Below are 19184 nucleotides of genomic sequence, written 5' to 3'. Positions count from 1 at the left end.
AGACGGCCACGTGAACGGGATCTGACCCGTTGGGGGCTCCCGGACTGTCGCCGCGCGGGCTGTGCCAGTACTCTGCGTCACCAGAACCGTTCCCTACCGACGACAGTCAGTGAGCAGAGGTCATGAGCACCGACTACTCCAGGGCGCTGGGCGCCCGCCTGCGGGCCATCCGCAACCAGCAAGGGCTGTCGTTGCAGGGCGTGGAGGACAAGTCCCACGGCCGGTGGAAGGCCGTCGTCGTCGGCTCCTACGAGCGCGGCGACCGGGCGGTCACCGTGCAGCGGCTGTCCGAGCTGGCCGTCTTCTACGGCGTCCCCGTCTCCGAGCTGCTGCCCGACCCGCGGCCGAGCTCCGCGGTCACCAAGAGCACCAAGATCGTGCTCAACCTGGAGTCGCTGGGCTCGCTGCCCGCCGACGAGGCCGGCCCGCTGGCCCGCTACGCCTCGACCATCCAGGCGCAGCGGCACGACTACAACGGCAAGGTGCTCTCGATCCGCGCCGAGGACCTCAAGTCGCTGGCGATCATCTACGACATGAGCCCCGACGAGCTGACCACCCGGCTCATCGAGTGGGGTGTGCTCTCCCCGGGCGCCGACGGCGTCGGCTACGCCACCGAGGACGACGACGAGGCGAACTGGGGCGACCGCCGCCGCGCCCCGCGCTAGCAGGACCGGACGCGAACGGCCCACTCCGCGCTGCGGAGTGGGCCGTCGGCGTCAGTGGCCCCGTTGCAGGGCCCCGCCGCGAGCCTGCGAGTGGTGGGGGGCAACGGGGTCCTTCATCAGGTGGGGATCTCGGCGCGGACGATGCCGCCGAGGACTCCGTTCACGTAGGCCGGCGAGTCGTCGGTGGACAGCGCCTTGGCCAGCTCCACCGCCTCGTCGATCACCACCGCGTCGGGGACGTCGTCGACCCACAGCAGTTCATAGACCGCCATCCGCAGGATGGCCCGGTCGACGTCGGGCAACCGGTCCAGCGACCAGCCGGAGGCGTGCTGCTCGATCAGCTCGTCGATCCGGGCCTGCTGCCCGACGACGCCCTCGACCAGCCGGACGGCGTGCTCGGGCACCGGCGGGTTGCCGTCGGCGACGCGGTCGCGCAGGACCTCGAGCGGGTCGCTGGAGCGCAGGTCGGCCTCGTAGAGGACGTCGACCGCGCGCTTGCGCGCCTTGGAACGGGCTGCCACGAGGTCAGCTGACCCGGCCGAGGTATCGACCGTCGCGGGTGTCGACCTTCAGCTTCTCGCCGGTGGTGATGAACAGCGGCACCTGGATCTCCGCCCCCGTCTCCAGGGTCGCCGGCTTCGTGCCGCCGGTGGAGCGGTCGCCCTGCAGGCCCGGGTCGGTGTGCTGCACGACCAGCTCCAGGGTCACCGGCAGCTCGACGTACAGCGGGGTGCCGTCGTGCACCGCCACGGTGACCTCGGTGTTCTCCAGCAGGTAGTCGGCCCCGCTGCCCAGCGTCGCGGCCGAGACCGGGATCTGGTCGAAGGTGTCGCCGTCCATGAAGACGTAGTCGGCGCCGTCCTGGTAGAGGTAGGTCATCGACCGCTTGTCGACGTTCGCCGTCTCGACCTTCGTACCGGCGTTGAACGTCCGGTCGACGACCTTGCCGGAGAGCACGTTCTTCAGGGTGGTGCGGACGAAGGCGCCGCCCTTGCCCGGCTTCACGTGCTGGAAGTCGGTGACGGTCCACAGCTGGCCGTCGAGGTTGAGGACGGTGCCGTTCTTGAGGTCGTTGGTGGTAGCCATCTAGAGGACCAGCAGTTCCTTGCTCGTGAGGGTCAACAACTCGGGCTCGTCGTCCGTGACGATCAAGGTGTCCTCGATCCGGACACCGCCGTGGCCGGGCAGGTACACGCCTGGTTCCACGGTGACGGCCATGCCAGCGGCCAGGGTACCTGCGCCCAGCGCCGAGATGCCCGGAGCCTCGTGGATCTCCAGGCCGACACCGTGCCCGAGGCCGTGGGTGAAGTGCTCACCGTGCCCGGCGGCGACGATGACGTCGCGGGCCGCCGCGTCCACCGCCGTCACCTCGGCACCCACCGCGAGTGCCGCGCGGCCGGCCGCCTGCGATGCCGCCACCAGCTCGTACACCTCGCGCTGCCAGTCGGCGGCGTGACCCAGCACGAGGGTGCGGGTCATGTCGGAGTGGTAGCCGTCGACGGTGGCCCCGAAGTCGAGCTTGAGGAAGTCGCCCTCGGCCAGCTCGGTGGAGTCGGGCCGGTGGTGCGGGATGGCCGAGTTCGCCCCGGTCGCCACGATCGTCTCGAAGCTCGGCGCCTCGGCACCGAGGGCGAGCATCCGGGCGTCCAGCTCCCGGCCCACCTGCAGCTCGGTGCGCCCCGGCCGCAGCGCACCCTCGGCGGCCAGCTCGGCCAGCGCGGCGTCGGCGACCGCGCAGGCCCGGCGGAGCGCCTCCACCTCGCCCTCGTCCTTGATCGCCCGCAGCGCCTCGACCGCCCGCCGGACGCTCACCAGCTCCACGGCCGCGCCGTCCTCACCGAGCAGCCACTCCAGGCCGCGCAGCTCGTCGACGGTCACCACGTGGGACTCGAAGCCCAGCCGGGTCGCCCCGCCGGTGCGCGCGGCACGGGCCAGCGCGGGCATCGTGGCGCGGTCGACCAGCAGCTCCACGTCGGGCACCTGGGTGCCGGCCTGGGTGGTGTACCGGCCGTCGGTTCCGAAGACGTCGGCCCCGTCCACGCGCAGCAGCAGCGCGCCGTTGGAGCCGGTAAAGCCGGTCAGGTACCGCACGTTGAGCAGGTCGGTGACCAGGACGGCGTCCAGCCCGGCCGAGGCGGCGGTGGCGCGCAACCGGTCCCGGCGGCCGGCCTCGGGCCGGGTCATCGTGCGCCCCGCGCGGCCAGGTGGCGCAGCGCCAGCTCGTAGCCCTGCACGCCGAGCCCGACGATCACCCCGTCGGCGACGGCGGACACGTAGGAGTGGTGCCGGAACGGCTCGCGGGTGTGCACGTTGCTGATGTGCACCTCCACCACCGGGGCGCGGACGGCGGCCAGCGCGTCGCGCAGGACGACGGAGGTGTGCGACCACCCGCCGGGGTTGATCACCACCGGGTCGCCGGCGTCGGTGGCGTCGTGCACCCAGCCGAGCAGCTCGCCCTCGGAGTCGGTCTGCCGGACGACGACCTCCAGCCCCAGCTCGGCGGCGGCGGCCTCGATCAGCTGCACCAGCTCGGCGTGCGTGGTCGTGCCGTAGACCTCGGGCTCGCGGGTGCCGAGCCGGCCGAGGTTGGCGCCGTTGAGCACCTGGATCGTCATGCACGGTCTCCGTTCACGGCTGCCCAGGCGGCGTCCAGCCAGGCCTGGTCGGGATCGGTCAGGATGGCCGGTGCGCCCAGCCCGTCGAGGACGACGAAGCGCAGCGCGGCACCGCGGGCCTTCTTGTCCACCCGCATCACCGACTGCAGCTGCGCCCAGTCGCCCCGGTAGGTGGTCGGCAGCCCCAGGGCGGCGACCAGCTCACGGTGCCGGTCGGCGTCGGCGCGGGACAGCCGCCCGGCCTGGCAGGCCAGCTCGGCGGCGAACACCAGCCCCACCGCCACGGCCTCCCCGTGCCGCCAGCCGAAGTCCTCGACCCGCTCGATCGCGTGCCCCAGGGTGTGGCCGTAGTTGAGGAACTCCCGGCGTCCGGTGTCGTAGAGGTCGTCGGCCACGGCATCGGCCTTGACCTGCACGGCGCGGGCGATCAGCTCGGCGGTGTCGGCCCGGCCGGTGGGATCGGCCGCCAGCAGCTCGAGGATGCGCCCGTCGGCGATGAACCCGCACTTGACCACCTCGGCCAGCCCGGACCGGAACTCCGCCGCGGGCAGGTCGGCCAGCGCGTCGGTGTCGGCCAGCACCGCGGCCGGCGGGTGGAAGGCGCCGACCAGGTTCTTGCCGGCGGCGGTGTTGATGCCGGTCTTGCCGCCGACCGCGGCGTCCACCATGGCCAGCAGGCTGGTCGGCACCTGCACCACCCGGATCCCGCGGGTCCAGGTGGCGGCCAGGAACCCGGCCAGGTCGGTCACCGCTCCCCCACCGATGCCGACCACGGCGTCGGAGCGGGTGAGCCCCAGCCGGCCGAACTCCTCCCAGGCGCCGGCGGCGACCTCGGCGGTCTTCGCGGCCTCGCCGTCGGGGACGACGACCGCCTCGGCGGCGACCCCCGCCTGCTGCAGCGTCTCGACCGCGGCACCGGCCGCAGCGGCCAGCGCCCGACTGTGCACCACGGCGGCGCGGGCGGTGCCGTCGAGCACGAGACCGAGCTGCGCCTGCACGCCGGGGCCGATGAGCACGTCGTAGGGCCGGTCACCGCCGACGGTGATCCGCTGGGCGGTCACGGGGTGCCCGCCCCGACGGCGGCGAGCACGTCGGCCACCACGTCCTCGACCGGGCGGGCGGAGGTCACCACGGTCGCGGTGGCGACCTCGGCGTAGAGCGGGGCGCGGGTCTCGAGCATGGTCCGCAGCATGGCGCGTGGGTTGACCGCCAGCAGCGGCCGGTCCCGGGACAGCCCCACCCGCTTGGCCGCCGAGGTGACGTCGACGTCCAGCCAGACGACCGCACCGCCGGTCCGGCCGTGGGCGACCAGCCGCTCCCGGGTGGCCGCGCTGGTGACCGCACCGCCGCCGAGGGCCAGGACGCCGTCGTGCTCGGCCAGCGCCCGGGCCACGGCCTGCTCCTCCAGCGCCCGGAAGTGCGGCTCGCCCTGCTGCACGAAGAGGTCGGCCACCGTCGTCCCGGCCTGGGCCTCCACGTCGGCGTCGGTGTCCCGGAACGGCAGGCCCAGGGCCTGGGCGACCGCCGCACCCACGGTCGTCTTGCCCGACGCCGGCGGGCCGACCACGACCAGCGCGGGGCCGGTCACCGGTACGGCAGGGCGTCGAGGTAGCCCTGCACGTTCCGGCGGGTCTCCGGCACCGAGTCCCCGCCGAACTTCTCCAGCACCGCGTCGGCGAGCACCAGGGCGACCATCGCCTCCATGACCACGCTGCCGCGCGGCACGGCGCAGGCGTCGCTGCGCTGGTTGATCGCGACCGCGGCCTCGCCGGTGGCGGTGTCGATCGTGGCCAGCGCCCGCGGCACGGTGCTGATCGGCTTCATCGCGGCGCGCACCCGCAGCACCTCTCCGTTGGTCATGCCGCCCTCGACGCCGCCGGCCCGGTCGGTGAGCCGGCGGAGCTCGCCGCCGGCCAGCTCGATCTCGTCGTGGGCGACCGAGCCGCGCCGGCGGGCGGTCTCCAGCCCGTCACCGACCTCGACGGCCTTGACCGACTGCACGCCCATCAGCGCCCCGGCCAGCCGGGAGTCCAGCCGGCGGTCCCAGTGGACGTGGCTGCCCAGGCCCGGCGGCAGGCCGTGGACGACGACCTCGATCACGCCACCCAGGGTGTCGCCGGACCGGCGGGCGTCGTCGATCTCGGCGGTCATCCGCGCGCTGGTGGCCGGGTCGGCGCAGCGCACCGGGTCCTCGTCCAGCCGCGGGTTGTCCTCCGGGCCGGGCAGCACCCCGTCGGGGACGGTGACCGGCCCGATCCCCACCACGTGGCTGACCACCCGCACCCCGAGCACCTGGTGCAGGAACGCCTGCGCCACGGTGCCCAGCGCGACACGGGCGGCGGTCTCCCGCGCGCTCGCCCGCTCCAGCACCGGGCGGACGTCGTCGAAGCCGTACTTCTGCATGCCGGCGAGGTCGGCGTGGCCGGGCCGGGGCCGGGTGAGCGGGGCGTTGCGCGCCTGCCCCTCCAGCACATCCGGGTCGACCGGGTCGGCGGCCATGACGCTCTGCCACTTCGGCCACTCGGTGTTGCCGACCTGGACGGCGATCGGCCCGCCCTGGGTCACCCCGTGCCGGACGCCGCCGGTGAGGGTGACGACGTCCTCCTCGAAGCTCATCCGAGCGCTGCGGCCGTGGCCGAGCCGGCGGCGGGAGAGCTGGGCGTCGAGGTCGGTGGTCTGCACCCGCACCCCGGCGGGCAGCCCCTCCAGGATGGCGGTGAGCTGTTGACCGTGCGACTCACCTGCGGTCAACCAGCGCAACATGCTGTCGAGTTTGCCAGTTGACAGATCGCCCCCCGTCACGGCATCGGCAGGGGTGCCGCCAGCGCCAGGGCGACGTAGGCGCCGCCCAGCAGCGGCGGGCCGAACGCCACGGCCGTGCGCCAGCCGGCCCGCCCCAGGGCGATGAGCAGCAGCGCGCCCAGCGCACCGAGCACGAAGCCGGCCAGCACCCCGGCGAGCAGCACGCTCCAGCCCACCCAGCCCAGCAGCAGACCGAGCAGCCCGAGCAGCTTCACGTCGCCGCCGCCGAACCCGCCGGGCTGCACCAGCCGGGCGAGGGTGCCCAGCCCCCAGGCCACAGCGGCGGCAGCGACGGCCCGGCCCAGCGCGGGCCAGGTGCCCAGCACGGCGGCGTCCACGACCAAGGCGAGGACGCCGACCGCGGCCGCCGGGAAGACGACGCGGTCGGGCAGCCGGTGCCGGGCGAGGTCCACCCCGGCCAGCACCACGGCGGCCGCGCCGAACCAGGCGAGGGCGACGGTGGCCGGCCGCGGGCCGGCGAGGGCGGGTGCGGCGGCGAGCGCCGCGGCCGTGGCGACCGCCGTGCCGACCACCCGCCGGGACGACGGACGCGCCGCACGGTCACGCTCGGCCAGCCGCACCGTGGTGGTGGCCAGCCACGGGCCGAGCAGCAGGCCCAGGACGGCGGCGGCAACGGTGAGCAGCCCGGTCACCGGGGTGCGGTCAGGCGTCCAGCGCGGCGCGCATGGCCTCGATCGGCGCCGGCCGGCCGGTCATCAGCTCGACCTGGGCGGTGGCCTGCCAGAACAGCACCTCCAGGCCGCTGATGGTCCGGCCCCCCGCCGCCTGTACGCGCTGGGCGAGCGGCGTCGGCCAGCCGGCGTAGAGCACGTCCAGCACCGTCTGCCCCCGCCCCCAGGTGAGGTCGGCGACGGCCGCCTGACCGGAGGCCGGGACCGTGCTCACCACCACCGGTGCGGTGAGCGTGCCGGTGCGGTCCAGCCGCTGGACGTCCGCGCTCACCCCGAGGGCGCCGAGCACCCGCAGCAGGTCCCCGGCCCGCGCGGGCTCTCGGACGACGACGTCCACCTGCTGGGCACCGAGGGAGGCGAGCGCGGTGGCCGCTGCGGCCGCCGTCCCCCCGGCCCCGAGGACGGCGGCGTGCTCGACCCGCTCGACACCGCCCAGCTGGAGGGCCATGCCCACCCCGGTGACGTCGGTGTTCTCCGCGCGCCAGCCGGCGTCGGTGCGCAGCAGGGTGTTCGCCGCGCCCAGCAGGCGCGGCAGCTGGTCGACCTCGTCGGCCACCGCCACCGCCGCCTGCTTGCACGGCATGGTCACCGAGAAGCCCCGCCACTCCGGGCCCAGCCCGGCCAGCAGCACCGGCAGGTCCTCGGCCCCGACGTCCAGGGCGTCGTAGCTCCAGTCGTCCAGGCCGAGCGCGGCGTAGGCCGCCCGGTGGAGCAGGGGCGACAGCGAGTGCCCGACCGGCCGGCCGAGGACAGCTGCCCTCATGCCGGCCGGACCGGGGTGCGACGGTGCGTCAATTGCCCGGGTTGTCCCGCAGCCACTGCTGGAACAGCAGCACGTTCTGCTGGTGCTCGGCGCCGGTCGCGGCGAACCGGGTCTCCCCGGTGTCGGGGTCGACCACCACGAAGAAGCGCCAGTCACCCGGGGTCGGGGCGAGCACCGCGCGCAGCGCCTCCTCCCCCGGGTTGTTGATGGCGCCGGGCGGCAGGCCCGGGTGGACGTAGGTGTTGTAGAGCGAGGGGTTGGCGCGGTCCTCGGCGCTGGTGGTGATCCCGGCCTTGTCGTTGGCGTAGTTCACCGTGGTGTCCAGCTGCAGCGGCATGCCGTCGGCCAGCCGGTTCTCCAGCACCCGGGCGACCTTGCCCATGTCCTCGATCGAGCCGGCCTCGGCCTGGACCAGGCTCGCCTTGGTCAGCGCCGTGAGCCGTTGCTCCACCGGGATCTGCAGGTCGGTGAGCACCTGATCGGTGCGCGCCACCATCTCGCTGAGCACCTCGACCGCGGTCTCGCCGGGCTCGATGTCGTAGGTGGCCGGGAAGAGGAAGCCCTCCAGCAGGCCGTTGGCGTAGGCGGGCAGCCCCAGCTGGGCCGGGTCCGCGGCGGCGGCCTCCAGCTCCGCGAGCGGCAGACCGCTCTCGTCGGCCAGTCGCTGCAGCACCTGGGTGACCCGCAGGCCCTCGGGCAGGGTGACCCGGGTGACCTGGCGGGACGCCGGGTCCAGCAGCAGGTCCAGCGCGGCCTGCCCGGACATCTGCTGGCGCAGCCGGTAGACGCCGGGCTGGATGCCGGTCGCGGCCGGGTTGGCCTCGGCCGCTTCGGTGAACGGCGCCACCGAGGCGATGACGTCGGCCTCCACGAGCGTGTTGCCGATGGCGCGCAACGAGTCGCCTGGCTCCACCCGGACGTCGACCTCGCCGGTGCCGGCCCCCGGGTAGTCCTCCGCCACCGGGTTGACCCGGTCCCAGAGGGCCTTGCCGCCGACGAAGATCCCGGCCATCAGCGCGGCCAGGACGAGCAGGGACAGGCCGACGACCACCGGGCCCCGGCGACCGCCGCGTCCACCGCGCCCGCGACGACCGCCGCCGACACCGCCGTCGCCGTGGTCGTCGTCGTGGCCGTGGTCGTCGTCGTGGCCGTGGTCGTCGTCGTGGCCGTGGTCGTCGTAGTACTCGTCGTGGTGCTCGTCGTGGTCACCACCGCCGACCACGTCGAGGCCGCCCGTCTGCGGGGACGCGTCGGCCGCCGGCGCGAAGGGACCGTCGTCGTGGGGGTCGTGATGGGCGGGATCGAGGTCGCCCTCGTCGCTCCCGTGCCGTTCGGAGACCATCCGCCAGCGCTCCTCGTCCGGGTCGGGTCCGTCGACGGTCAGTGCAGCGTGCACCACCGTCGCCGGCTCGTCGACAGGCGTGTCCCGAGGTGCGGTGTGCACCTCGGCGCCGCCCTGCCCGGTGACGAGCCCGGCCAGCGCACCGGAGGGCCCGCTCGTCGGGACCGACGACGGTCCAACCGGCCCGGGGACGGGACGGTTGGCTGCCGACAGCCAACCAGGGTCGGTCCCGGCGTCGGCGAACCGGTCCGCCCGGACGTGGTCGGCGGTGGTGGGCTCGGTGGGCGGCCGAGGGGCCGGGACGCGCCGGGCGGCGGCCGGACCGGCGCCGGGCGCGGCTCCCCCGATGGTCGGGACGGCCGGCGGTACGGCGGGCATCTCGGCGGTCCGCGGCACGGTGACCTCTCGGGCTCGTGCTGCGGGGACGACCCCACCCGGGCCCCCGGGGGCCGCTGGGGCCGCGCTCCGCCGGCCGACGTCGAAGGCGCTCACGTCGAGGCCGGCGGCCGCGAGTCCGGCGTCGGCGATGCCGGAGGCGGCCAGCCCGGTGATCTCCACGTCGGCCACGTCGACGCCCCCCGCTGTCGCGTGGACCCGGGCACCGGTGTCCGAGGCGTGCCGGCGGCGGCGGCGCGGTCGCAGCGTGGCGTCGGCCGGGTCGTCGGGGAGCTGCAGGGTCGCGGCGCCCGCCCAGGCGGCCAGGAACTCCGCTGCAGGGCGTCCGGCGCCGGCCTCGGCGTCGGAGTGGCGGCCGCTCGCGTGCGGCTGGGTCGGGTCCGTCACGAGTGGCGCCCCCTGAAGTCGGGGCCAGTGCGTCGTCGCTCGTCGAGATGGCTCTGCAGGATCACCACGGCAGCCGCCTGGTCGATCACCGAACGCTGGCGGCGGGCATCGATGCCGCCGGCGCGCAGGTGGCTCGCTGCGGTCACTGTGGAGAGCCTCTCGTCGACGAGGTGCACCGGGACGTTCCCGATGCGACTGGCCAGGGCTTCAGCGTATGCACTGGCATCTCTTGCCGACGCGCCCGACGCTCCGGACAGATGCTTTGGCAATCCCACAACCACCTCGACCACCTCGTGTGTCACAACCAGCTCAGCGAGGTGGTCCAGATCGCGCTGGTCCTTGGCGCGCCGGACCGTCTCCAGCGGGCTGGCCAGCATGCCGGTGGCGTCGGAGAGCGCGAGCCCGACCCGGACGGTCCCGACGTCGACGCCGAGTCTGCGGCCGGGCACCCAGGCCGGCGCGCTCCCCTCAGTCGTCATCGCGGGCACCGTCGTGCGGCGCCGCCGCCTCGCGGCGGGCGGCGCCGGGCACCCGGGGCGGGTAGCCACCGAGGTGGAGGCGGCCGGTCTCCGGCGGTCGAGCGGCGGGCTGTTCGACGGTGGCCGGCGGTGCGGCGGGGCGCCCACCGGGCGGCGCCGCGGCCTCCGGCGGGGCGGCGGGCGGCACCGGCGGGCGACCGGACCGTCTGGTCCGCCCCTCCACCGGCCCGGTGCCGGGCCCGTCGGACGCCTCGCTCACGTCGTGGCCGCTCCGATCGTCTGCTCGACGGCCGCGAGGGCCGCAGGGATGCCGGAGGGGTCGGTGCCGCCACCCTGGGCCACGTCGGCCTTGCCACCACCGCGGCCACCCACCGCCGGCGCCGCAGCCTTCAGCAGGTCGTTGGCCGACAGGCCCTGCTGCTGCGCCGCCGGGTTGACGGTGGCCACCAGGGCCACCTTGCCGTCCGCGGCGGAGGCGAGCAACACGGCCGCCGCCCGCTCACCGAGCCGACCGCGCACGTCGAGGGCGAGGCTGCGCAGGTCGCCACCGGACAGCCCGGCCGGTGCGCCGGTCACGACGGCCACCCCACCGAGGTCGCGGGCGCCGGCAGCCAGGTCGCCGGCGGCGGCCAGGGTCTGCCGGGCGCGCAGGTCGGCCAGCTCCTTGTCGGCCTCCCGCAGCCGCTCGAGCATGCCGCTCACCCGGTCGGCGATCCCGTCCTGCGGGGTCTTGAGCAGGTCGGCGAGCTGGCGGACCAGGTCGCGTTCCCGCGCCAGGTACCGGAAGCCCTCCAGGCCCACGGCGGCCTCCACCCGGCGGGCCCCGGAGCCGACAGAACTCTCACCGGTCAGCGCGAGGGTGCCGATCTGGGCGCTGCCGTGGACGTGGGTGCCACCGCAGAGTTCGCGGGACCACTCGCCGCCGATCTCCACGACGCGGACCTGCTCGCCGTAGGTCTCCCCGAACAGCGCCAGCGCGCCGAACTCCCGCGCCTCCGGCAGCGTCATGTAGAGCGCGCGGACCCCGTGGTCGGCCCGGACGGCGGCGTTGGCGACGTCCTCGACGTCGATCCGCTGCTGCGCGGACAGGGCCCCCTGCCAGGCGAAGTCCAGTCGCAGGTAGCCCGGCCGGTTGTACGACCCGGACTGCAGTGCCTGTGGGCCGAGCACCTGGCGCAGCGCCGCGTGCACGACGTGCGTGCCGGAGTGCGCCTGGCAGGCCGAGAGCCGCCACTCGCGGTCGACCTGGGCGGTGAGCTCGGTGCCGGCCCGCAGCTCTCCCTCGAGCACGCGCACCTGGTGGGCGACCAGGCCCTTGACCGGGCGCTGGACGTCGATGACCTCGGCCCGGCCGCCGTCCCAGGTCAGCTCGCCGGCGTCGGCGACCTGACCACCGGACTCCGCATAGAAGGGCGTCCGGTCCAGCACGACCCGGGTGAGCGAGCCCGCGCCGACGACCGGCTCGCCGTCGGTGTCGGACTCGTCGACCACGCCGAGCACCCGGGAGTCGGTGCGCAGGGTGTCGTAGGCCCGCCAGTCGGTGGGGCCGTGCTCGCCCAGCAGCCGCCGGTAGGCCAGCACGTCGACCGCGCCGGTGCGCTTGGCACGGGCATCGGCGCGAGCCCGGTCCCGCTGCTCCTTCATCAGGGCCCGGAAGCCCTCCTCGTCGACCCGGACGCCCTGCTCGGCGGCCATCTCCAGGGTCACGTCGATCGGGAAGCCGTAGGTGTCGTGCAGCGAGAAGGCCTGCTCCCCCGACAGGGCCGGGGGGCCGGCCTTCTTGGCCTGGCCGACGGCGGTGTCGAACAGCGCCGTGCCGGCGGTGAGGGTGCGCCGGAACGCCTCCTCCTCGGCGTAGGCGATCCCGGAGATGCGGGCGAAGTCGGTGGCCAGCTCGGGGTAGCTGGGGCTCATCGCGTCGCGGGAGACCGGCAACAGCTCCGGGAGCGTGGCCTCGTCGACGCCGAGCAGCTTCATCGAGCGGACGGCGCGGCGCAGCAGTCGGCGCAGGATGTAGCCCCGCCCCTCGTTGCCCGGGGTCACCCCGTCGCCGATGAGCATCAGGCCACTGCGCACGTGGTCGGCGACCACCCGCAGCCGGACGTCGGCCTCGTGGTCGGCGCCGTAGCGCACCCCGGCGAGCGCTGCGGCCCGGTGCAGCACCGGGGCGACCTGGTCGATCTCGTACATGTTGTCGACGCCCTGGAGCAGGAACGCCACCCGTTCCAGGCCCATGCCGGTGTCGATGTTCTTCTTCGGCAGGTCCCCGAGGATCGGGAACTCCTTGCCCTCCCCCGGGCCCCGCTCGTACTGCATGAAGACCAGGTTCCAGATCTCCAGGAACCGGTCGCCCGTGGGATCGGTCTCCGGCCCGCCGTCGGGGCCGTACGCCGGCCCGCGGTCGTAGTGGATCTCCGAGCAGGGCCCGGCCGGGCCGGCCGCACCGGTGGACCAGTAGTTGTCGTCCTTGCCGCGGCGCTGGATGCGTTCGGCCGGGACGTAGGCCCGCCAGGCGTCGAACGCCTCGTCGTCGTCGGTGTAGACCGTCGGCCAGATCCGCTCGGCGTCCAGCCCCAGCCCGCCGTCTTCGACCCGGCCCGTCACCAGCTCCCAGGCGAACTGGATCGCCTCGGCCTTGAAGTAGTCGCCGAAGGAGAAGTTGCCGTTCATCTGGAAGAACGTGCCGTGCCGGGTGGTCTTGCCCACCTCCTCGATGTCGAGGGTGCGGACGCACTTCTGCACGCTGGTCGCGCGCGGGTAGGGCGCCGGCTCACGCCCGGTCAGGTACGGGATGAACGGCACCATCCCGGCCACCGTGAACAGCAGCGAGGGGTCGGGCGACACCAGCGAGGCGCTCGGGACGACGGTGTGCCCCCGCTTCTCGAAGTGCTCCAGGAAGCGGCGGCGGATCTCGGCGGTCTGCATGCGGGTGGTCTCGGTCCTTCAGCGCGGGGTGGGCGCAGGGGCGGCGCCCGGAGGGGAGGTGGTTCAGCTGTCCGCGGCGTGGGCGCCGCGGCGGGGCAGCGCGTCCGGCAGGGAGACCTGGCCGCTGTCGGGCAGCGGGGCGTCGAGCCCCGTGCCGGCACGCAGCTCGTCCTCCCGGAGCGCGGCGGCGGCGCGGACGTCGGCGCCGAAGTCACCGATCGCGTCGGCCAGCTCCCGCAGGCCCTCGGCGAGCTGGCCGGCGATCCCCTGCGGGGTGAGCTTCTCTGCCGTCTTGGTCAGCTTGCGGACGACGAGGGCACCGATGGTGATGCCCATGGCCAGCCAGAACAGCCGGCGCATCAGGCGGCCCGCCGGGCTTCGCGCCGGTTGCGACGGTCCTCACGGGCGGTGCGCTGGGCGTCGGCGACGGCCTGGCCCTCCCGCTTCTTGCGGGCGGCGCTGCGGACCCCGTAGCTGAAGGCGGCGACCTTGATCAGCGGGCTGCCGAGCGTGGCGGCGAACACGCTGGTCAGGGCGGCGACGTTGCTGGAGACGTTCGCGGCGTTGCCGGTGATGTCGTCGACCCGCTCGAGGTTGGCGTTGACGTGGGTGACCGTCGTGGACGCCTGGCTCAGGATCGGCTGGCTCTGCTCCCGGACCTGGCGGATGGTCAGGGTCGTCTCGTCCAGCGTCCGCCCGAGCTTGAGCAGCGGTACCGCCACCAGGATCACGAGCAGCACCAACGCGCCGGCGGCGATGAGCCCGGCGATCTCTCCTGCGGACACTCGAGGGTCCCCTTCGTCGTCTCGTGCACGTCCTCGGTGGAGGTCCACCGGTCGGGTCACCCTAGCCGCCGCCACCGACGACGCCCGCGCGTGCGGCTCAGCCGCGGCGGCGGACGATCGCCCGGAGCTTGGCCAGCCGCGCACCGATCTGCGCCTCCACCCCGCGACCGGTCGGCCGGTAGTAGTCGCGGCCGACCAGTGCGTCGGGCGGGTACTGCTGCGGGACGACGCCGTCGGGGTGGGCGTGCGGGTAGACGTAGGTCTTGCCGTGCCCGAGCTTCTTCGCCCCGGCGTAGTGCGCGTCGCGCAGCCCGGCCGGCACCGGACCGGCCAGCCCGGCGCGCACGTCGGCGACCGACTCCCCCATGGCCGTGGTGATCGCGTTGGACTTCGGTGCGGTGGCCAGGTGGACGACGGCGTGCGCCAGCGGGAAGTGCCCCTCCGGCATGCCGATGAAGGCGACCGCGTCGGCGGCGGCGACCGCGGTGAGCAGCGCGGTCGGGTCGGCCATGCCGATGTCCTCGCTGGCCGAGATGACCAGCCGGCGGGCGATGAAGCGGGGGTCCTCCCCCGCCTCCACCATCCGCGCCAGGTAGTGCAGCGCCGCGTCGACGTCGCTGCCCCGGATGCTCTTGATCAGCGCACTGGCGATGTCGTAGTGCTGGTCGCCGGAGCGGTCGTAGCGCACCGCCGCCTGGGCGACCGCCGTCTCCAGGGTGGCCAGGTCCAGGACGGCGGAGCCGGCCGCCCGGGCCGCGCCGGCGCCGCTCTCCAGCGCGGTCAGCGCCTTGCGGGCGTCGCCGCCGGCCACCCGCAGCAGGTGCTCCTCGGCCTCGGCGGTCAGCGTCACCGCGCCGTCCAGCCCGCGCTCGCTGGTCAGCGCCCGGCGCAGCACCGTGCGCACGTCCTCGTCGTCCAGCGACTGGAGCGCCAGTACCAGGCTGCGCGACAGCAGCGGGCTGACCACGGAGAAGAACGGGTTCTCGGTGGTCGCGGCGATCAGGCTCACGATCCGGTCCTCGACCGCGGACAGCAGCGAGTCCTGCTGGGTCTTGGAGAAGCGGTGGACCTCGTCGATGAACAGCACGGTGCGCCGGCCGGCGTGGGTCAGCTCCCGCTTGGCGTCCGCGATGACCGCGCGGACCTCCTTGACCCCGGAGTCCAGCGCCGACAACTGGACGAAGGAGCGCTGGGTGGCCAGCGAGATGACGTGCGCCAGCGTCGTCTTCCCGGTGCCCGGCGGGCCGTAGAGCACCAGGGACATCGGCTCGTCGGCCTCGACCAGCCGGCGCAGCGGGGCGCGCGGACCGAGCAGGTGCTGCTGGCCGACCACCTCGTCCAGCGACTGCGGCCGCATCCGGACCGCCAGCGGGGCACCCGGGTCGACCGGCGGCGGGCCGTCGGCGGGCGCGGGGTCGAACAGGGAGGTCACGGTTGCGAAGCTACCCGGGGGGCACGACCGTCCCATGGAGCAGCGACGCATCGGGAACCGGACCGTCAGCGCAGTGGGGCTCGGGGCGATGCCCCTGTCCACGAAGGACCCTCGCCCGTCACCGGACGAGGCCGCGGCCGTGGTGCACGCCGCGCTGGACGCCGGCGTCACGCTGATCGACACCGCAGACGCCTACGCGCGCGACGAGGCGGAGTTCGGCCACAACGAGGAGCTGGTCGCCCGGGCGCTGGCGTCCTACGGCTCCCCGGGCGACGTGCTGGTGGCGACCAAGGGCGGGCACACCCGGCGGGGCGCCGAGTGGGAGCTGGACGGGTCGCCGGCCTACCTGCGCCGGGCCTGCGAGGCCTCGCTGCGCCGGCTGGGCGTCGAGGCGATCGGGCTCTACCAGTTCCACCGGCCCGACCCGACGACGCCGTGGGAGGAGTCGATGGGTGCGCTCCGCGAGCTGGTGGACGACGGGCTGGTGCAGCTGGCCGGGATCTCCAACGCCGACGTCGGCCAGATCGACGCGGCCCGGGCGATCGTCGGCGAGGCGCTGGTCAGCGTGCAGAACCAGTTCTCCCCCGGCTGGCGGTCCTCGGCCGGGGAGCTCGCGCACTGCGCCCAGCACGGGCTGGCCTTCCTCCCGTGGAGCCCGTTCGGCGGGGTGTCGGCCGCCAAGTCGCTGGGCTCGACGGCCGCGGAGTTCGCCGCCGTCGCCGACGAGCTGGGCGTCTCGGTGTACCGGGTGACGCTGGCCTGGCACCTGGCCCAGGCCGACGTCGTCCTCCCCATCCCAGGGGCCTCGCGACAGGAGTCGATCGTCGACTCCGCGACCGCCGCCGACCTGCACCTGGCCCCGGAGCACCTCGCCCGCCTGAACGCCGCCTGACCCTCGACCTCGAGTCCAGGTCGATGGTTCTGCGGTCGCCCGCCCCGTGAGTGAGCAGTTGCGGTCGCCGACGCGGAGAGACGCGCCTGCCCGGGTGACCACAACTGCTCACTCGACGTGCGCAGCCATCTCGTCCACAACCACCAGCGGTCTCCACAGACTGGGTGGGCTCCTGGCGCTTCCATCCCTGCCCGATCGAGCGTCGGTGGATGACCACCGCTGGGCTGCCGCCGACGTACACCCGCCAGGACGCCCGGGCAGCCGGCATGACCAGAGCACAACTGCGGGACGACGGCGTCCGGATCAGCCGCGGGGTGTACGTCTCCAAGGCCCTGCCGTTGACCGTGCACGCGATGTGCCGGTCGCTCGTGGCCGTGCTGCCCGACGGCGCGGCGTTCAGCCACCACACGGCGGCCGGACTCATGGGCGCGCCCGTGCGGGACGTCGATCCGCTGCGGATCGTGGTGCCCCCGGACAGCCCCCGCCCCCGTCGCCGCGGCCTACGGGTGCACGTCCGCGACCTGGGCGCCGCTGACCGGGTCGTGCACCGCGGAGTGCCGGTGACCAGCGGCGCCCAGACCTGGCTCGACCTCGCCGCCGACACCCCACCAGACGAGCTGGTGGCCATCGGGGACGCCCTCGTGCGGGCCGGGCACCTCAGCGCCGACGCGTTGGAGCGGCGTCTCGCCCGAGCGGGGCGCGTGCGCGGAGTCGTGCTGGCCCGGCGGTGCGCCCCGATCCTGACGCCGCTGGCCGCCTCCCGCCTGGAGAGCTTGATCCGGTACTGGCTGGTGGACAACGATCTCCCTGCGCCCGAGGTGCAGGTACCGGTGTTCGACCACCGGGGCGTCGCGGTGGTGCACGGGGACCTCGGTTACAGCCGCTGGAAGATCGCCGTGGAGTACGAAGGCCGCCAGCACGCTGGGTGGCGCCAGTTCGGCCGGGACATCGACCGCTACTCCTTCATGGCCAGCCGCGGCTGGCTCGTCCTGCGCTTCGGTGCCCTCCACCTGGGTCGGCGGGACATGGTGGTCGACCGGGTCGCAGATGCCCTGCTCAGCCGAGGTGCCGCGCTGCGGCGCGCATGAGTGAGCAGTTGTGGTCGTCGACACGGCGGGACACGCCGCGTCGAGCGACCACAACTGCTCACTCGGCCCAGGTGAGCGCCGGAGGACTCAGGCCGGCTTCGTCGGGTCGGTCGGGCCGGGGGCGCCGGGCTCGCCCGGGGCGGGCTCGGCGTCGGGGTCGACGTCGATGCCGGCCTCCTTGCGCTGGGCTGCGGTGATCGGGGTGGGCGCGCTGGTCAGGGGGTCGTACCCGGCGCCGGTCTTCGGGAAGGCGATGACCTCGCGGATCGAGTCGACGCCGGCCAGCAGTGCCACCGTGCGGTCCCAGCCGATCGCCGCGCCGGCGTGCGGGGGCGGCCCGTAGTCGAAGGCCTCCAGGAACCAGCCGAACTGCGCGCGGGCCTCCTCCTGGGTCATCCCCAGGGTCTGGAACACCCGCTCCTGGAGCGCGGCGTCGGCGATGCGGACCGACCCGCTCATCAGCTCGTTGCCGTTGCAGACGAGGTCGTAGGCGTCGGACAGCGCCGCGCCCTTGTCCTCGGCGAACCGCTCCCGCCACTCGGGGGTGGGCGAGGTGAACGGGTGGTGCATGAACGTCCAGTCGCCGTCCTCGGTCTCCTCGAACATCGGGAAGTCGACGACGAACAGGAACGACCACGAACCCGGCTCGATGAGCTGCAGTCGCTTGGCGATCTCGTTGCGCGCGGCCCCGAGCAGCTCCTGGGCCCCGCGGCGGGGGCCGGCGGCGAAGAAGACGCAGTCGCCCGGCTTCGCACCGACGGCCTCGACCAGCCCGGTCCGCTCGGCCTCGGAGATGTTCTTCGAGACCGGGCCGCCGAGGGTGCCGTCCTCGGCGATGGTCACGTACGCCAGGCCCTTGTGGCCACGCGAGCGGGCCCAGTCCTGCCAGGCGTCGAACGCCCGCCGCGGCTGCGAGCCGCCGCCGGGCATCACGATCGCGCCGACGTAGGGCGCCTGGAACACCCGGAACGGCGTGTCCGCGAAGTACGACGTCAGCTCGGTGAGCTCGATGCCGAAGCGCAGGTCGGGCTTGTCGGAGCCGAACCGGTCCATCGCCTCGCGGTAGGTCATCCGCGGGATCTCCGGCACGGTGTAGGAGGCCAGCTCCTGCCACAGCGCCCGGATGACGTCCTCGGCGATGGCGAGCACGTCGTCCCGGTCGACGAAGCTCATCTCGAAGTCCAGCTGGGTGAACTCCGGCTGCCGGTCGGCGCGGAAGTCCTCGTCCCGGAAGCAGCGGGCGATCTGGTAGTACCGCTCCAGGCCACCGATCATCAGCAGCTGCTTGAACAGCTGCGGCGACTGCGGCAGGGCGTACCAGTGCCCCGGCTGCAGCCGCACCGGGACGACGAAGTCCCGGGCGCCCTCAGGGGTGGAGCGGGTCAGCGATGGCGTCTCCACCTCGGTGAACCCGTGGCCGGCCATCACGCCGCGGGCGATCCGGTTGACCTCGCTGCGCAGCCGCAGCACCGAGGCCGGCCCCTGGCGGCGCAGGTCCAGGTAGCGGTGGGCGTACCGGACGTCGTCGCCGGCGGCCTGGGCCGTCTCGATCGGGAACGGCAGCGGTGCGGACGCCGAGAGCACCTGCAGCGTGCTGGCGACCACCTCGATCTCCCCGGTGGGCAGGTCGGCGTTCTCGTTGCCGGCCGGACGCCGCTGGACGTCGCCGGTCACGAGCACGCAGTACTCGTTGCGCAGCGCGTGCGCCTCCTCCTCGCGGACGACGACCTGGGCGTAGCCCGAGGCGTCGCGCAGGTCGAGGAAGACGACCCCGCCGTGGTCGCGCCGGCGGGCGACCCAGCCGGCGAGGGTGACCGTGGAACCGGCGTCGGTCGCGCGGAGCGTGCCGGCGTCGTGGGTGCGGAGCAAGGTAGTGCCTCTCTCAGGGGGTGCGGAGTCTCAACAGGTGCGGGACGGGGCG

The 19184-nt window shown here is 74.4% G+C and carries 20 protein-coding genes; 3 read left to right on the top strand and 17 right to left on the bottom strand.

Annotation, left to right across the window (positions count from 1 at the left end; all coding sequences use genetic code 11):
- Window positions 1-122 precede the first annotated feature (122 nt).
- Window positions 123-665, top strand: coding sequence for a transcriptional regulator BldD (bldD, locus tag O2V63_RS07000; RefSeq protein ID WP_052091032.1), 543 nt, complete (start codon window positions 123-125; stop codon window positions 663-665).
- A gap of 116 nt (window positions 666-781) precedes the next feature.
- Here the strand turns inward: bldD and nusB are convergent, their stop codons facing one another.
- The 16 genes from nusB to O2V63_RS06920 all read right to left on the bottom strand — a co-directional run bounded on the left by nusB (window position 782) and on the right by O2V63_RS06920 (window position 15283).
- Entirely contained in the window at window positions 782-1186 is a 405-nt protein-coding gene (gene nusB, locus O2V63_RS06995; RefSeq protein WP_269166813.1) for a transcription antitermination factor NusB, read from the bottom strand.
- Window positions 1187-1190: 4 nt separating this feature from the next.
- On the bottom strand, window positions 1191-1751 hold the full coding sequence (efp, locus tag O2V63_RS06990) for an elongation factor P (RefSeq protein ID WP_269162296.1): 561 nt from the start codon (window positions 1749-1751) through the stop codon (window positions 1191-1193).
- Window positions 1752-2849 carry a M24 family metallopeptidase gene (locus tag O2V63_RS06985; protein WP_269166812.1) on the bottom strand — a complete coding sequence of 366 codons (1098 nt, stop codon included), beginning with the start codon at window positions 2847-2849 and terminating at the stop codon, window positions 1752-1754. It lies immediately after the preceding gene.
- On the bottom strand, window positions 2846-3280 hold the full coding sequence (aroQ, locus tag O2V63_RS06980; RefSeq protein ID WP_269166811.1) for a type II 3-dehydroquinate dehydratase: 435 nt from the start codon (window positions 3278-3280) through the stop codon (window positions 2846-2848). The genes O2V63_RS06985 and aroQ overlap by 4 nt, the downstream gene beginning before the upstream one ends.
- A complete protein-coding gene (aroB, locus tag O2V63_RS06975) occupies window positions 3277-4341 on the bottom strand; it encodes a 3-dehydroquinate synthase (protein ID WP_269166810.1) in 1065 nt (354 codons plus the stop codon). The genes aroQ and aroB overlap by 4 nt, the downstream gene beginning before the upstream one ends.
- Entirely contained in the window at window positions 4338-4868 is a 531-nt protein-coding gene (locus tag O2V63_RS06970) for a shikimate kinase (protein WP_269166809.1), read from the bottom strand. The genes aroB and O2V63_RS06970 overlap by 4 nt, the downstream gene beginning before the upstream one ends.
- Window positions 4865-6043 carry a chorismate synthase gene (gene aroC / locus O2V63_RS06965; RefSeq protein ID WP_269166808.1) on the bottom strand — a complete coding sequence of 393 codons (1179 nt, stop codon included), beginning with the start codon at window positions 6041-6043 and terminating at the stop codon, window positions 4865-4867. Before aroC ends, O2V63_RS06970 begins: the two co-directional genes overlap by 4 nt.
- Before the next feature lie 35 nt (window positions 6044-6078).
- On the bottom strand, window positions 6079-6735 hold the full coding sequence (locus O2V63_RS06960; RefSeq protein ID WP_269166807.1) for a prepilin peptidase: 657 nt from the start codon (window positions 6733-6735) through the stop codon (window positions 6079-6081).
- Window positions 6736-6745: 10 nt separating this feature from the next.
- Window positions 6746-7537 (bottom strand): shikimate dehydrogenase, encoded by a 792-nt coding sequence (locus O2V63_RS06955; protein ID WP_269166806.1) that lies wholly within the window; start codon window positions 7535-7537, stop codon window positions 6746-6748.
- Between the two features lie 28 nt (window positions 7538-7565).
- Entirely contained in the window at window positions 7566-9662 is a 2097-nt protein-coding gene (mltG, locus tag O2V63_RS06950; protein WP_269166805.1) for an endolytic transglycosylase MltG, read from the bottom strand.
- Window positions 9659-10141: a Holliday junction resolvase RuvX gene (gene ruvX / locus O2V63_RS06945; RefSeq protein WP_269166804.1), complete on the bottom strand. Its 483-nt coding sequence runs from the start codon at window positions 10139-10141 to the stop codon at window positions 9659-9661. Before ruvX ends, mltG begins: the two co-directional genes overlap by 4 nt.
- Window positions 10131-10400 (bottom strand): hypothetical protein, encoded by a 270-nt coding sequence (locus O2V63_RS06940; RefSeq protein ID WP_269166803.1) that lies wholly within the window; start codon window positions 10398-10400, stop codon window positions 10131-10133. Before O2V63_RS06940 ends, ruvX begins: the two co-directional genes overlap by 11 nt.
- Window positions 10397-13066 carry an alanine--tRNA ligase gene (gene alaS / locus O2V63_RS06935; protein ID WP_269166802.1) on the bottom strand — a complete coding sequence of 890 codons (2670 nt, stop codon included), beginning with the start codon at window positions 13064-13066 and terminating at the stop codon, window positions 10397-10399. The genes O2V63_RS06940 and alaS overlap by 4 nt, the downstream gene beginning before the upstream one ends.
- Before the next feature lie 63 nt (window positions 13067-13129).
- Window positions 13130-13426 carry a hypothetical protein gene (locus O2V63_RS06930; RefSeq protein ID WP_036334195.1) on the bottom strand — a complete coding sequence of 99 codons (297 nt, stop codon included), beginning with the start codon at window positions 13424-13426 and terminating at the stop codon, window positions 13130-13132.
- Window positions 13426-13851 carry a DUF948 domain-containing protein gene (locus O2V63_RS06925; protein ID WP_269166801.1) on the bottom strand — a complete coding sequence of 142 codons (426 nt, stop codon included), beginning with the start codon at window positions 13849-13851 and terminating at the stop codon, window positions 13426-13428. Before O2V63_RS06925 ends, O2V63_RS06930 begins: the two co-directional genes overlap by 1 nt.
- Before the next feature lie 97 nt (window positions 13852-13948).
- Window positions 13949-15283 (bottom strand): replication-associated recombination protein A, encoded by a 1335-nt coding sequence (locus O2V63_RS06920; RefSeq protein WP_269166800.1) that lies wholly within the window; start codon window positions 15281-15283, stop codon window positions 13949-13951.
- Window positions 15284-15317: 34 nt separating this feature from the next.
- Between O2V63_RS06920 and O2V63_RS06915 the strand changes: the two genes are divergently transcribed.
- On the top strand, window positions 15318-16175 hold the full coding sequence (locus O2V63_RS06915) for an aldo/keto reductase (protein WP_269166799.1): 858 nt from the start codon (window positions 15318-15320) through the stop codon (window positions 16173-16175).
- Window positions 16176-16384: 209 nt separating this feature from the next.
- Complete coding sequence (locus O2V63_RS06910) at window positions 16385-17263, top strand: hypothetical protein (protein ID WP_269166798.1); 879 nt, start codon at window positions 16385-16387, stop codon at window positions 17261-17263.
- 87 nt (window positions 17264-17350) lie between these two features.
- Here O2V63_RS06910 and aspS read toward each other — a convergent pair whose 3' ends face one another.
- The gene (gene aspS, locus O2V63_RS06905; protein ID WP_269166797.1) at window positions 17351-19132 is read right to left on the bottom strand and encodes an aspartate--tRNA ligase; all 1782 of its coding nucleotides are present in this window, start codon (window positions 19130-19132) and stop codon (window positions 17351-17353) included.
- Between the last annotated feature and the right edge of the window lie 52 nt (window positions 19133-19184).

This window comes from Modestobacter sp. VKM Ac-2977 (genome assembly GCF_026968045.1).
Lineage (GTDB): Bacteria > Actinomycetota > Actinomycetes > Mycobacteriales > Geodermatophilaceae > Modestobacter.
The sequence above is the reverse complement of the archived record's forward strand: the minus strand, read 5'-3'. Positions and strand labels throughout refer to the sequence as shown.

Coding starts and splice junctions, on each gene's coding strand:
- O2V63_RS06955 (WP_269166806.1), bottom strand. CDS start 7,537: ATGAGGGCAGCTGTCCTCGGCCGGCCGGTCGGGCACTCGCTGTCGCCC.
- ruvX (WP_269166804.1), bottom strand. CDS start 10,141: ATGACGACTGAGGGGAGCGCGCCGGCCTGGGTGCCCGGCCGCAGACTC.
- O2V63_RS06915 (WP_269166799.1), top strand. CDS start 15,318: ATGGAGCAGCGACGCATCGGGAACCGGACCGTCAGCGCAGTGGGGCTC.
- O2V63_RS06910 (WP_269166798.1), top strand. CDS start 16,385: ATGACCACCGCTGGGCTGCCGCCGACGTACACCCGCCAGGACGCCCGG.
- alaS (WP_269166802.1), bottom strand. CDS start 13,066: ATGCAGACCGCCGAGATCCGCCGCCGCTTCCTGGAGCACTTCGAGAAG.
- aroC (WP_269166808.1), bottom strand. CDS start 6,043: ATGTTGCGCTGGTTGACCGCAGGTGAGTCGCACGGTCAACAGCTCACC.
- aroQ (WP_269166811.1), bottom strand. CDS start 3,280: ATGACGATCCAGGTGCTCAACGGCGCCAACCTCGGCCGGCTCGGCACC.
- efp (WP_269162296.1), bottom strand. CDS start 1,751: ATGGCTACCACCAACGACCTCAAGAACGGCACCGTCCTCAACCTCGAC.
- O2V63_RS06985 (WP_269166812.1), bottom strand. CDS start 2,849: ATGACCCGGCCCGAGGCCGGCCGCCGGGACCGGTTGCGCGCCACCGCC.
- bldD (WP_052091032.1), top strand. CDS start 123: ATGAGCACCGACTACTCCAGGGCGCTGGGCGCCCGCCTGCGGGCCATC.
- O2V63_RS06930 (WP_036334195.1), bottom strand. CDS start 13,426: ATGCGCCGGCTGTTCTGGCTGGCCATGGGCATCACCATCGGTGCCCTC.